At 54.5% G+C, this 13803-nt stretch carries 7 protein-coding genes; 1 reads left to right on the forward strand and 6 read right to left on the reverse strand.

Annotated elements, in window-relative coordinates; translation table 11 throughout:
- Nucleotides 1-11 precede the first annotated feature (11 nt).
- From AB3G88_RS24290 to zorA1, 6 genes are all read right to left on the reverse strand, one after another.
- The gene (locus AB3G88_RS24290) at nucleotides 12-1262 is read right to left on the reverse strand and encodes a restriction endonuclease subunit S (protein WP_480452002.1); all 1251 of its coding nucleotides are present in this window, start codon (nucleotides 1260-1262) and stop codon (nucleotides 12-14) included.
- Nucleotides 1253-3736, reverse strand: a complete 2484-nt coding sequence (locus AB3G88_RS24295; protein ID WP_480452003.1) for a type I restriction-modification system subunit M — start codon at nucleotides 3734-3736, stop codon at nucleotides 1253-1255. The genes AB3G88_RS24290 and AB3G88_RS24295 overlap by 10 nt, the downstream gene beginning before the upstream one ends.
- Before the next feature lie 455 nt (nucleotides 3737-4191).
- Nucleotides 4192-7440, reverse strand: a complete 3249-nt coding sequence (zorD, locus tag AB3G88_RS24300) for a type I Zorya anti-phage system protein ZorD (protein ID WP_480452005.1) — start codon at nucleotides 7438-7440, stop codon at nucleotides 4192-4194.
- A complete protein-coding gene (gene zorC / locus AB3G88_RS24305; protein ID WP_480452007.1) occupies nucleotides 7440-9065 on the reverse strand; it encodes a type I Zorya anti-phage system protein ZorC in 1626 nt (541 codons plus the stop codon). The genes zorD and zorC overlap by 1 nt, the downstream gene beginning before the upstream one ends.
- Nucleotides 9062-9805, reverse strand: a complete 744-nt coding sequence (zorB1, locus tag AB3G88_RS24310; RefSeq protein ID WP_480452009.1) for a type I Zorya anti-phage system protein ZorB1 — start codon at nucleotides 9803-9805, stop codon at nucleotides 9062-9064. The genes zorC and zorB1 overlap by 4 nt, the downstream gene beginning before the upstream one ends.
- A gap of 13 nt (nucleotides 9806-9818) precedes the next feature.
- Entirely contained in the window at nucleotides 9819-12011 is a 2193-nt protein-coding gene (gene zorA1, locus AB3G88_RS24315; RefSeq protein WP_480452010.1) for a type I Zorya anti-phage system protein ZorA1, read from the reverse strand.
- A 976-nt stretch (nucleotides 12012-12987) separates the two neighbouring features.
- Here zorA1 and AB3G88_RS24320 point away from each other — a divergent pair.
- Nucleotides 12988-13506 (forward strand): cysteine hydrolase family protein, encoded by a 519-nt coding sequence (locus AB3G88_RS24320; protein WP_400529304.1) that lies wholly within the window; start codon nucleotides 12988-12990, stop codon nucleotides 13504-13506.
- The last annotated feature ends 297 nt before the right edge of the window (nucleotides 13507-13803 follow it).

A 13803-nucleotide genomic window follows, 5' to 3' on the forward strand; every position in this document is an offset into this window, starting at 1 on the left:
GCTCAGGCTTGTCATAGTAGTCGGGTTCTTCCGGTTAGCAGTTCTTGCATCATGCCTTGCTTGAGGGTGCGGGTTTTGGCTATGCGCTGCTCCAGGGAAGCCAGTTCGGCATCCATATCGGACAGCACGGCGGCGATAGCCTTTTGTTCAGAAATGCGGGGCAATAGAAGCAGTGACTTTAGCAACGCCACCTTTGACAGGTTGTAGCGAGTTGAGCCTTGAGCCAATGACTTCATCATTTCGCGGCCCAATTTGCTTCTGAGGTAATAGGCCAAGAACAAACCATCCGTCTCCACCGCTTCGCGAAACCGGAAGCCAAAACAAAAACTGTTCAAGAAAAGGTTGGGAACGTCCTCGGCTAACACGGAACACAAGGCGACCTCTTCTGGCGTCTCCGATGAGCCGTTGAACAGCAAATCACCTTTCATAACGCGATTTTGCGACTCAGTTGGCGAGACTTTCACACGCTCGAATGCATCACAGTTAATGACCACATTGTTCATCACATTCATAAAGGTGATGTACCGGCCTGAACCTTCGCCGAAGTCCGCCTTGGTCTTGCCCGTCAATCCACCGAATGTAGAGCCAAGGTCACCAAGGGCCTTAAACTCCCACTCACCGTCAAATCCAGGCAGCCTGATGTTGCCGGTGAGGAGTTGCTGCATGGCGGCCTGTTTGAGGTCGCGCTTCTTGGCGATGAGCCGCTCTAGCGCACCCAGCAGCGCATCCACATCGCTCAACGCCGTCGCGATGGCGCGTTGCTCATGGAGCGGAGGCAGGATGATTTGCAATGCCTTAAAGACTGGCATGTAAATGGTGTTGTGAATGCTACCCGCCATCAGGCTTTTCCACGTCCGCCCCATGTTCCGGAACAAAAAGACGAGGAAATGGTTGTGAAGCTTCGGACCGCAGATATAATTCGCGAAGTCTTGACTGGTGGCCATTTCACAACCCATAACTGTCGTTTTTCCAACAGTCGCGGTGCGAGAAAAGACAACAGTTCCTTTGGGCAATATCCTTGCGGAAGAGTTGTTAATCCCTTCCTCGGTTACCATCTTCGCCGTCTCGAAAATCTCCTTCCCTTGTAGACCTTCCGTATCGAAGAGAGACACCCAAGGAATGGAGCCGTTCCAGTAACTCGCCTCTCTCTTGCTCGGTGTATGGCCGCTTTCCAATTTCGCTACATCCGATATGCGTGCGCACTCCCAATCTTCCGGTATAAATCCCGCTACCGTCTGCTTGTACCCAGGCTTCACTGCCATACAGCCCCCATCTTTTTCAGATGGTCTTCCACACGACTGGCAAGGGTGGCGACTTCATCGGTGAGCTGCGGCAACGGGATGGCGTAGCGCTCTCTCAGCTCACGGATGCGCCCTGTCAGGGTTTGGGAGACGCGATCTAGCTCGCCCTGTACCGCGACGGCCAGGATGGCCAACCATTTATCGTCAACCACCAACCCTTTGATCTCCTCCTCGCTAAGCTGCGGATATTTCGCGTGGATCTTGTTGTCGAGTCCTTCCTCAGCCTTTTTGATTGCGTCTTTAAGGTCGCGTTGCTGACCAATCAAAGCGTCGTATTCGGCCAATACCTTGAGTTCATCCTCATAATCCGGATCTATGCCAATCTCACGCTGGCGTGCCCTGATCGCTTTGGTGGTGACCTTCTGCTTGTCACCCTCGCCTTCGATCACTTCGCTGAGTGAGCCATCTTCACCGCTGTGCTCTTCAAGCATGTCTCCCATGCTCTGCTCAACGCTGGCCAGTTGGGTTTGAAGGTCTTCAATCGCGCTGCGCTCGGCCTTGAAGTAATGGGCAATCAGAATGTCGACCGGAATCAGGTCGGACTTGAAGCGACGTTTGCCTTGGCAATAGTCATGCTTCTCGGCCCAGACCAGCTTGTTGTTCTTGTCCCTTACCTTGAGTATTTCACGCACTTTAGCGGCGAGCTTCCAGCCGTCGGCGCTAATCAGATAGCAGTCGTCCTGCATGGTCTCAGACCAGTAGTCCATGAGGTGCTGGTAGATATCGTAATAGTCAAGCAAAGGCGCTTTGGCGAAGGCGCTGAGCAGGTCTTCAGACAATGTAGTGATCAACGTCTTGGGGTGGCTGCTGGCTTCATCAGCAGCGAAGCCTTTCAGTTGTGGAGTACTTCTTGCCAGCCACTTGTTGAACAGCGTATCCACATCGGCCTTGAAGTCGTTGAACTGCGGGTGAGCGAAGATGACCGACTTCACCTCGCGACTAACCAGTTCGAAGTAACCGGGATGGTTTGCTGGCTTGAACAGGGCCGCACGCAGAGCCGGCATCACCTGCCAGTAGCTATCGAACGCATCGATATCACGCTTGGGAATGCCGCCGCGCAAGTGACCGTCGATGTCCTGAATATCCTCCGGCTCAGTACTGTCAATATAGCGTGGCAGGTTGAGGTTAAAATCGTTCTTCGGGTCGCTGATTTCGTCGAAAGAGACCATACGCGCGTAACGCGGCACGTCTGCCATTCGGGTAAAGGTATCGACGATCTTGTGTACGTCCTGATCGCGCAAGTTGTTCTTCGGACCATCTTTGATAAAGCCCTTGGCGGCATCGATCATGAAAATGCCCTTGCGTGCGCTGGCGTTCTCCTTGTCCAGCACCAGAATACAGGCGGGAATGCCAGTGCCGTAAAATAGGTTGGCCGGCAGGCCGATAATGGCCTTGAGGTAGCCAGATCGTACCAGTTGCTCGCGGATCCCCGCCTCGGCATTGCCGCGAAACAGCACGCCGTGGGGCAGAATGCAGGCACCTTTGCCGGTACTTTTCATCGAACGGATGATGTGCAGCAAAAAGGCATAGTCGCCCTGTTTGGCCGGCGGCTCGCCCCAGGCAAAGCGCTGGTAGGGATCTTTGCCTGGCGTCAGGCCAACGCTCCAGGTTTTAACCGAGAACGGCGGGTTGGCCACTACGTAGTCATAGGTACGCAGCTGCTCGCCATCCTTGAACTTCGGCGAGGACAACGTGTTGCCCTGCAGAATGTTGGCGGTTGGGAAGTCATGCAGGATCATGTTCATTCGGGCGAGACCGGCGGTGGTAACGTCCATCTCCTGCCCTTCCAGAGTGATGTGCTTGCCGGCCTGATCGGCCACTTTCAGCAACAGCGATCCTGAGCCGCAGGTGGGGTCATAAACAGTCGTCGCCCCCACGGCATTGGCCGGGCTGATTCCGATGACTTTGGCGATGATGCGGCTGACCTCAGACGGGGTGTAGAACTGCCCCTTGCTCTTGCCGCTTTCGCTGGCGAAGTGACGCATCAAGTATTCGTATGCGTCGCCGAGGATGTCGTCGTTGTCGGCACGGTTTTTCGAGAAATCCAGCTCGGGCTTCTCGAAGATGGCCACCAGGTTGGTGAGGCGCTGCACCATCGCATCGCCTTCGCCGAGCTTGTTTGGGTCGTTGAAGTCGGGGAAGTCACTACGGGCAAGCCGGGCGTTGGCCTCGATCAACGGCTGGATGATCTGCGTGTTGATCTTATCGCCGATGTCGGCCTTGCCTTTGAGGGCGATCATGTCTTTGAAGCTGGCTCCCGGCGGGATATTGACTGGTGGAGCGAAGTCATCCGAGTTGCCGTACTTGTCGGAGATGTACTTGATAAACAGCATGAACAGGACATAGTCCTTGTACTGACTGGCATCCATCCCACCGCGCAGCTCGTCGCACGAGGCCCAGAGGGAGGAGTAAAGATCGGATTTCTTGATAGCCATTGGCAATCCTGACTGGGGTAAAGAGTAAGTGCGCAGGCGTCCCCCGTTACGCGCTAGGGAAAATGCCCATGGCGCCGGCGTAAGACCGGGGTCGACAGATATTTGTAGCGAAGCGGTGCTTTACCTGCGGTTAATTGGTGAACCTTATCTACTTCGGTTTCGTCGGGCCAGCATTTCGCCCTTATTTCTAGTCTTCATCCACTACCACGAGTCAATCAGCCGGAAAATCGCAGAAAGTGAGCGGCAAACTTGGATGCAGCGCACAGTAAGCCGCTGATCTTTCGGCGCCAATACTGGACGTGTGCACAGGTAAATAATCCGCTCACATAGCGATAGCACTATGCCGCTAGGCAAGCACTACTTCGCTGGTTTTTGATAGTTTGCAAAGCTGAGGATTAACTTACCTGTACCCATAATTGACATATCGCCCAGCGCTGGTTTTCAGCAGGTGGGGCTCAGCGTGCATTGAGCAACGCCTCAAAATCCGAAACTTGAATATCCGAAGCCCCACTCAACATGTCCCGCGCCAACGCCCGCCGTTTACTCAGCAACTCATCGAGTGTCGCTTCGAACGTCGGCATCTGCGCATCCCGAACCGTCGGGTAATACACATAGACGTCCTTTTCCTGCCCAATCCGATAGGCCCGATCCGTCGCTTGATCTTCCTTGGCCGGGTTCCAGCAACGGGTGAAGTGAATGACGTGGTTGGCCGCCTGCACGTTCACTCCAAACCCAACTGCGATCGTCGACAGAATGATTACTGCGAAACCGCACTGTTCTTGGAATTGGTCGATCAGCTTCTGCCGACTATTGGCGCTCTGACTGCTGGTACTGGTATCGCCATTGATGACCGTCGCCCGAAACCCGAAGTGCTCCTGGATCGAGTGCTGCAATTCCCGCTGGATATCTCGCAACTCGGTAAAGACGATGACCTTGTCGCCGTTCCCGGCTTTTTTGATCGACTCAAGCGTCCGCATCAACCACTGCAGCTTCGGCGAGTTGTCGCGCAGTCGCGTATCAGGTTGAACGCTGTACGGGTGAGCACAAATGAGCTTGAGCTTGTGCAGCAACCCGAGCATGCCGGAGGTCTTTTGATCGAGCTGTTCTTCGATCTGCTGCTTCTGGCTGTACGCGGATATTTCGGACAGGTACAGATTGCGTTGCAAGGCATGCATGCTAAGTGAACGGCATGCTGTGTCTTCGATTTTGGCGGGCAGGTCTTTGGCAATGTCCTGCTTGGTTCGGCGCAAAGTCTGCGGATCGATAAGCCCTCGAAGGCGCTCGAGGGCAACCGTGTCACGCTCCAACACGGCTTCGATTGGGCGCTGATACTCGCGACCGAACTGGTTCAAACCACCTAGAAAACCTGGTTGAATGAAGTCGAACAGACACCAGAGATCGATCAGGGTGTTCTCGACAGGCGTACCGGTACACGCCACTCGAAATCTCGCAGGAATGGCTTTGATCGCTTGAGTCACCAGTGCCGCGGGGTTCTTCAGCTTCTGCGCTTCATCGCACACGACGATCGACCACTGCTGGCGCGCCAGGGAAAACTCCTGATCGCGAAGTGTCTCGTAAGTCGTCAGGACGATTCGGGCGCCGCCCACCCAACCTGGGCGCAGCAAATTCTTGATGCCTTTTGCTTTCAAGTCAGCAGGTATTTCTTCCTTCTTGAACTTCACTGCACTCAAGGCTGAGCCATACAGCTTCAACACTGGTAGTGCATCAGCGAAGAAGAACCGATGAAGCTCACGCTCCCAGTTATCAAGCAACGAAACTGGGGCGACGATAAGTGTCGGTTTGTCTTGTGGATATTTTTCCAGGTACCAGACAAGGAAGGTGAGCAACTGGATCGTTTTCCCAAGCCCCATGTCATCAGCGAGCAAGCAACCTGACACGTCCGCGGGGGACAAGCGGAACAAATGCTGCAACCACGCGACGCCTTGAAGCTGGTGCTCACGCAATACGACCTCCGGCTTGAGCAAGCTGGGCAACTCTGGTATTGCATCCAAAGCGGCGCGTAATGCTGCTTGGCGAATCTCAACGTAGGTCGGTTCGTCGATGTTGTGGCCGATTTGCAGTACGGCGCGACCAACTTTTTCCTGTTGCTGGACCAGGCCGGTCTCGACAGGGGCGATCTTCTTGGACCAGGCATTAAACAGTCGCTCGGCGGCGGCAATCGACAGCGGTGTTTTGGACTCAGGCAAACAGACCGTTTCATCACCGGCAGCGCGAGCTTCGTCCAGCCGCTGTTCAAACTCTTCAAATTGAGCACGGTCGGATGGGTCCCAACGCCCAAGAATTTCTGCGTCAATGCCCAGCGCCGCCACATCCTTCGGCAACCAGTTCTCTGTCGCCTCTTTGACGAGGAAAGGTGAGGTAATACGCTCCGCTTCCCCGATACCTGTCACTCGGTCGCCGTAGAGTGACAGGTCCAGGACCGAGTCGAATTCAGCACCGGCGGCTTCGTTTTGCCAACGCTTAAGCAAGTCGCTGATTCCCGCCAATTGGCGTAAATCAAAATCGCTGAGTTCCAGCTCGTAGCCCTGCCAGAAGCCGGCAGACATGCCCGTCGCCAATTTCAACTGCAGTTCATGCACGAACGGCGCGAGCTCATAGGCCGCTTTGAATTCAACTTCGATGGGCGCTTGCGGCGTTGGCGAGGTCGGTTCGAGCGTCAGATTTACCTGCTCGATGCGCTGTCCCGCTTCATCCAGCTTGGGCTCCAGATGAAAGCGATGAAAGAAAATCCCAGCCTCGGCCAGGTCGTCTTCATAAGTCTCGGCATCCAACACTTGCGCGGCACTTTCGCCGAGTGCGCTGTAAGGGTTGCGGACGAAAGAAAGAGCATCGTCGCCAGCGACCCGACGCCCGGGCAACGAGCGCACGTAGTCCAATACAGATTTGACTTCGGGATCAATCAGGACGTGTGTCAGCGATCCATCATCACCAGTCACCCGATATCGATCCTGAACCTGATTGGCACCGTCGAAACTTTCAAGCCAGTTTGCCGGCTGGCCTTCGAAGCTTGGTTCCAGCTCGATAACAGGCGTATTACCTACTGTCGATTTTCGCGGGTTGAGTCGCAAGCTTTCAGGTTTGATAACGACGGTCTTATCCAAGAAGCCATCCATACCGGCACCAGCCTTGCGCGCCAACTTCCTGATGCTAGCCCAGCCAATCTGGTTAGTTACTTCACCCGGCTCATTTTGCTGAGCCAGATAAAGTTGCCGTACCGCACCGGTCAGTTTCCACGATGACTCAGACAGAATTTCCATTGTTTCGTGGTACTGGACGATGGCCCCCGTACGCTGCACCTGCACATTTGCATTGGACTGCGGGTCACGCCATCCACTGACGGAGACTTTGACGTCGTCGGAGGCAAGACTGCCCTGGCTGCGCAGTTGAGGGATGAGAGTTGTCTGTGGCGGTAACCCCAATAGCGGCAGACTTGTTAAGTGCTCTGGCTCATCTAGAAGCCGATAGAGCTCATCCCACGTCAGCAGCCAGCGATCGCTGAGTTGGGAGACGAACTCCTCTTCTTCCAACTGGTCCAGATAGCTTGCCAGCGGCCAGGACTCCGTATTTTCCGCCAAGCTCAGGGGATAACAAACGCCCTGCTCCTCAATGGAAAAAACAGGCTCAGTATTTTCTAACGCCGAATTCATCTGCAGGCCAATGCCTTTGAGGAAACGCTTGAGCATTACTGTCTCCAGAACCGGAGTGGCTGGTGATTGACGGGCTTGAAGCCCAGGCGTTGGAGCGCAGCAACGGCGGCCAGGTCGTTGTCATCGAGCTGGACCTGAAACGCACCGCCGCGCGCGCGCTGGTCATAGACTTTGTGTTTGACCGACTTCAGGGCGTCACGGACTTGGTCTTCGAAAGGCAATGGTTTGGCTGAACCTGGCGCTCCGGCCTGACTTTGCACACGAATACCCAATTTCTCGAGGGCACCATCGAATTTGCTGAGCCAGCCCTCTACACGATTTGGGCGGCTAGGTGCAGGTGAATGCCGCATAGGATTGAAAGCACTTGCCTGCTTCAGATCTGCTTTAAGTGCAAGCTGAGATTTGTCCGGATTGAACGGTGAATTATCTGCTTTGTACACATAGCAGGCATTACCTGTTCCAGAAAACTCCACGAAAAAGTAGTTTCCAATCTGCATAACTACAGCATTATTGTGCCCGGGACCGCCTACCAACTTGCTCAAGCGCCCTTTGTTCTTCTCACGGAAATGAACGAAGTCCCGCCCACTGTCTTGCCAGGCGTCCGAGCCCATGACGATTCGGGTGTAGCTCATTTGGTTGGCAAATCTTAGCCAGTAATACAGGCGCGACTGATCAACCTCAGAGTCTCCCTTCAACAGGTTGAAGAAGTGCTCCAGATCTTCCTTCGCGAACCACGCAACGACCATTGCACAGACATCTTTTTCAACGTACTGCAGCCAGCTGTTTTGTCTGGAACGGATCTGAGGGCTGCCCCAGTTGTCGAGGGCGACCTGTTTGAGCAGCGACGACGGTTTCTCTCGATACGCTGCCAAGTGATAACGCGACAGGCATGCACTCAGAATGTCGTTCATGTACCGCGGATGCTGCCGGCCAATGTCGACAAGGTCGGCTAAGCGCTGAGAAAACTCGGCGTCATCCAACATAAAAATACGAGAGATAAGTACGTTAAAGATCCTTCGCCACAGCCAACTGCTGTCAGGGATCTGCGCAATCGTCTGCAATGCCGAAAGGTCGCTGATCTCTCCCTTGAACATCTGGTCACCCAGCCTGGCACCTGCCTGCTCGGAAAAAAGCTCCTGATGCTGCTGGACGATATGCACCCATTCCCTCTCGCGTTTTTGCTGACCTCTGACGCATTCGAAGCCAAGCTGAACGTCTGCCCGCAACACACACCAATTGGCGTTCTGATCAGGCGTGGCGGCCTCGTACCCAAAGTAGCTAAAGCACAGCGCCAACCAATCTCGGCGGCTCAGTCTCCGTTTTTCAATGCGGTGATGGATTTCTTTGTGCACTCGGTCAAAAAGCTGGTCATCGTCCAGTATCGGGCCGACTCGCTCACTCTTGTCCGAGAGACCGGCAAAAACCAAACGCCATTCTGAGGCGTTGAGTGGGAGTACATTGCGGAATTTGTTTATCGCAGCGCGGCGCTTTTCCTGAGGTGGCGGCAAAGCTTTTTCAGCGCGTTCGAATCTTTCGTAAAGATCAATTCCAGCAGCACCCAGACGGGGGAATCGCGCCAACGGTTCAGGCGCCGGCCCCGTGCGATGTGCCAACAGACTCAGGTTAATAGCGGCGGAAAGCCTCGCGATTGGGCTAGTCATCGGCTCATCGCCAACTGACACTTTTCCATATCAGTGTTATTGAACACCGGTACCTCTGGCTTGAGGTTGTCCTCCTTTTCCTTCAAGCCAAAGAACTGCATGCGCAACTCCACTCGCCGGCTCTCTTCCTTGGTGTCCTTTGCATTGTTGAACGACACACCGCCCGCCAGGAAAATCGATCTGATTTGCTGTTGGTGCTCCGGCGACAATCCGACTTGGAGCGGGCTGCGGCTATCGAGCAGGCTGCACATCACCCACTCTGAACGCTGCAGTGAAAGGTGCAGGTTATAAAGATAAGAGCCGTCGGTGTCTGTCGATCCCTCGATTACAACCTGTTTGAACCATTTCCGGCCTTCTTCACTGTTAGCCGCGTCCAGAATCATCGGCACAACCTCCTGAAGTGCCGACTGGCCATCGTTGCTCAGCGCGTACTGGTTATGCCCAAATCGGCCAGCATCGCCGAAGCTAATCCGGTTGTCCTTACAGTCCACAACGATGGTTTTACTGGCAGTCTTCGCCTTAAGGCTCAGGTGCTCGCAGATCTGACTGATGTCCCTATTACGTTGCTTCTCTCCTTGCTCCGCTTGGTTAATACGCTGCGTCACAGAACTCAAGGCCGCCACCATGACCACAAGAAATAGAATCATCATCGCAGTCATCAAATCAGCGAAGGAGATCCAGAACGGCTTCTCTCCCTCGTCCTTTGATCGGACAAGCGAAGGCATTTGCTTACCAAACATCGACTAGCCTCCGTTACTGCCTGATTCGTTCCATGATTTCGCCGAAGTCTTCGAGACTTTCCTTGACCCCTTCTACACCGCCAGCGAGGCTCTTGACTGCTTTATCAAGCTCGGCATCCAGACTACCCAGCGTTTGTCTCAAGGTCCGATCCATGCCATCACCGAACTCTTTAAAGCCGTTACCCAACACACCACTGATGTTTTCCAGGTATTCATTAACTTCACGGTTAAGCGCCTGCATCCGCTCGCTTTGAACCTTCAGGTCCTGGAGATACTGGCTGCGGCCGCTGGCCTCCCCTTGTGCGCTTGCGACAACCCCTTCGATGACCGCGAGAGTTTTCGCCAGCGCTTCACGATTGTTTCGATAGTCCGCGACCACGGTGTTCAACTCACGTGATGCCTGTGCAAGCTCAGTACCTGCGCCTTGGACTGTGCCCATCAGCCCCGCAGTCGACTCACTGGCACGCGCAACGCTTTGTCCGGCCGTTTCAAACCGCTCAGCCGCCGCCCGCATCTTGTCTGCGCCTAGCTGCATGCTATGCAAATGCTGCTCTGTTTGGACACTCAGTGCCTTAACGGTGTCCTGTGCAGATTTCTGTTGCTCTGACACTGTTTGCAGCAACGCCTTGACCTGTTCGTCAAGACCGCCCACCAAGTCACGGGTGCCTTGATGCAGGTCAGCCTGTGCAGCGCGGGTGGTTTGATCCATCTGCTGCTGGCCGTGCTCCAATTGCTTGAAGACTGCCGAGAGTTGCTCACCCAGCACCTCAACGGAGCCCGCAATTTTCGCCATGGTTTCCTGTTGACCTTGGCCGATGTTCTGCTTGATCGACTCAACAAAAGCCTGGAGATTCTCAGCCATTGCCTGTTGGCGAGCCTCGCTTTGAGCAAACAACTTCTCCAACTGCTCGGCCATTCGAGCACCGGCCCCCTCCCCTTCGTTGCCGATACGGGCAACAGAAGCCTGGAGATTGGCAAGCATCTCGTTCATCCCCGCTTGCATGGCGTTCTGTCCGGCCTGCATATCGGAGAGTAACTGAGCGATCATAGTCGAGCTGTTTTGGGTCGAGGACTCGCTAGCCGAACGCATATCTTGGATCAGCGTCGAAAAGCCCTGCTGCATCGACTGCATGGCGGCAACGGACTGGCCCATCAGTTCGTGTAGGCCATTGAACTGTTGGCCGAACGTACCTTCCAGCTTGTTCATGAAGGCAACTAGAACATCCTGAAGAAGGTTCTGTACTTGCCCTGACTGGTCGCCACTGGCGGCCTGAACCGCACCCGCGATAGCTTCAAGGGGGGATTTGAGACTGTTCTCAATCGCACTGCTTACCTGATCGGCCAACAACTGCCCAGAGTCACGGTAAGTCGTTGACAAGGTATCCGCTAATTTGAGGCTTTCGCGGACTTGGGTATCAACGAGGTTCTGCAGCATTTCCCGCAGATCGGTTACCAGGCTGTCCTTGAGCTGACGGGTTTGCACGGAGCTTTCAGCACTCGAGCGCACAAGCTCCGCTAGATATTCCTCACCGACACCGCTGTCGAAAAGCCCGTCGATGGTTTCGTTGAACGCTTCAAGAAGCCTGTAGCATTGGCCCAGACGCCACTTTTCAGTAATCGTGACGGCTATAGAGGCCATGATTGAAATAAAGGAGCCGATGAACGCAAACAACACGTCCTTGAGCAGCTTATCGACGCTGGCATTTACCTGCTCAGGGGTGCTTGGATCAAAATGCTGTAGGCCTAGCATCAAGCCGAAGAAGGTTCCGACAATACCGATGCCGGTCAAAATACCAGGCAGGTGTTTATAAAACTCGGTTCCCAGTGGGGTATCAACCACGCTTTGAGGTGAGAAAAAATGCGCGGCTGCGGCGGTGGCGCGCGACCGGACAAGAACCTGTTCGCCTTCTTGAAACTCAAACTGGTCGTGCAGCGTTTCAGCGTATTCGTGCCAAGAGTGCTCCAGCTTGCTTCCATTGAACAGTTGCTCCAATTCAGAGCGCCGTTGAGACGGGGCGAGCGCTTTCACACCGTGCACACGTTTAGTCAGTTTTTTCAGCTGACTGCTAAGTTTGAAGGATGGACAAAAATAACGGACAAAGTACCAAGCGCACAAAATGAAAACGAAGCCAACTACCGTTATTGGCGCGATCAGCTGCTCGGAGCTTGCTGCACCCCATAGATGCAACAGCGTCGAAAAATCCATACTTTCCGCCTTCAATTTAGCAATTTTTTGATGTTCGGGACGCCTGCAACACCCACATTGATGCGTCAATCGCCAATCCCGTTGGTGATCGATGACAGCACCTTGCTCGGCACGCGTTTTTTAGGGCACAACAAAGTCGGAAAGGAAGGGCGGTAGTTTCACTACGGCTAATCAGGAACCTTCCGTGGACAAATGTTAGAAAATCATGTCCTTATGCCAGCACCTTAGCCTGAGCCTTGACCGTCGTAAAGCCGGACGCGATCAATGGATCCCTGATCTGAGAGATCCGATAGGCTTATCGGGTGTGTGCTCCGCGACCACTGTACAGAGTCACCAAATCCCCTCCAGCCCCTCTGCAATTTAATCCGTGTCGAAACTTTGATTCTGCACAGCCAATTCGCGAACCATCAGCTCAATACGAGCGACATCTTGAGGATGTTGGAGCACGAGCGCATTTGCCGTACGCGACAGCAATAAGCCACGCGCCGACTCGCCAGAGCGAGTGAAGGAATGAACCAAGCGCCAGCAATCGCTATCAGTAGCCGTTGGTTCCACTCAAAGGCGAAATCCGAAGTACAGTTGTGGAATTGAACTTTGGTCGACGTAAAGGCAGGAATTTAAGAAGATTCGCGAATGGTATTCCATAAGGTATTCCAATAGAAAATCCAACCGAAAATAATCGATAAAAATCAATACGATACAGAATCAATTCAGATTACCCCGGCCCACCATTTGATCATCTAAAGACGTCCACGGACGTCTTTTTTTGTGCCTAGCATTCCCCCAACCACAATGCTAGCCTCACCCCATGACTACCCATTACCTCACCACAACAACCACCACCACGACCGCTTCAAGCGGAGCGTGCGAGGTGTCGTGAGCCAATAACAAACGAACACTTCAAAGGCCCGCCAGCGATGGACAGGGCCTTTTTTGTGCCCTTGTGTCGCTGGTTCACACGCAAGGAGATGCACCTATGTACGCCCTGTTGATACTCGATATCCAAGTCGGACTCATCCACGGCCCGGAAAAGCCCTGGCGCTGCGCCGAGCTGTTGGAAACGCTCAACACCCTGATGGACAAGGCCCGCAGCGCAGGGGCTCCGATTTTTCTTGCGCGTCATATCGGCCCCGCTGGCTCGCCGATCGAACCTGGCAGCCCGCTTACGCAGGTTGCACAGGAACTGAAGTTGCTGGGTGGGGAAGTGGTGTTCGAAAAGCGTCGGCCTAACGCTTTTGCGATGACTGACCTGGCTGACAATCTGCGCTCCAGCGGCGCCACCGGCGTGGTGGTCACGGGGATGAAAACGCAATACTGCGTCGACAGCACCTGCCGTGCCGCGCGTGATCTTGGCTTCGATGCGGTACTTATCGCCGACGGTCATACCTGTTCTGATACGCCCCTGATGAAAGCCGAGGCCATCGTGGCTCATCACAACGCCACGCTCAATGGGCCGTTCTGCCAGTTGGTTCGGGCTGAGGACTGGAGCTTTTAGCAGAACCTGACGACGGGAGAGGTCAGCAGGGCCGGGCTTCGGAATTTTCCCGCAAGATGCCGCGCTGTTGATGAACTAGCGCACTCCAACCAACAAGCCTAGCCTCCCCCGGTCGCTGCAAAATCAGCGACCGGGTTTAGCAGCTCGGTTAATATCAAGGCCTGCAAAGCCACCATCCGTTCGAGCGATGCTTTCAGCATCCGCTGGTTCGTATCATGGCGGCTGTGCGTGGGGCACTTTCGGGTGCGCCGGGTTCCTTGATTCCTGGTCTGCTAACCCGCGTACGGTCGCCACCCT

Source organism: Pseudomonas arvensis (genome assembly GCF_056688935.1).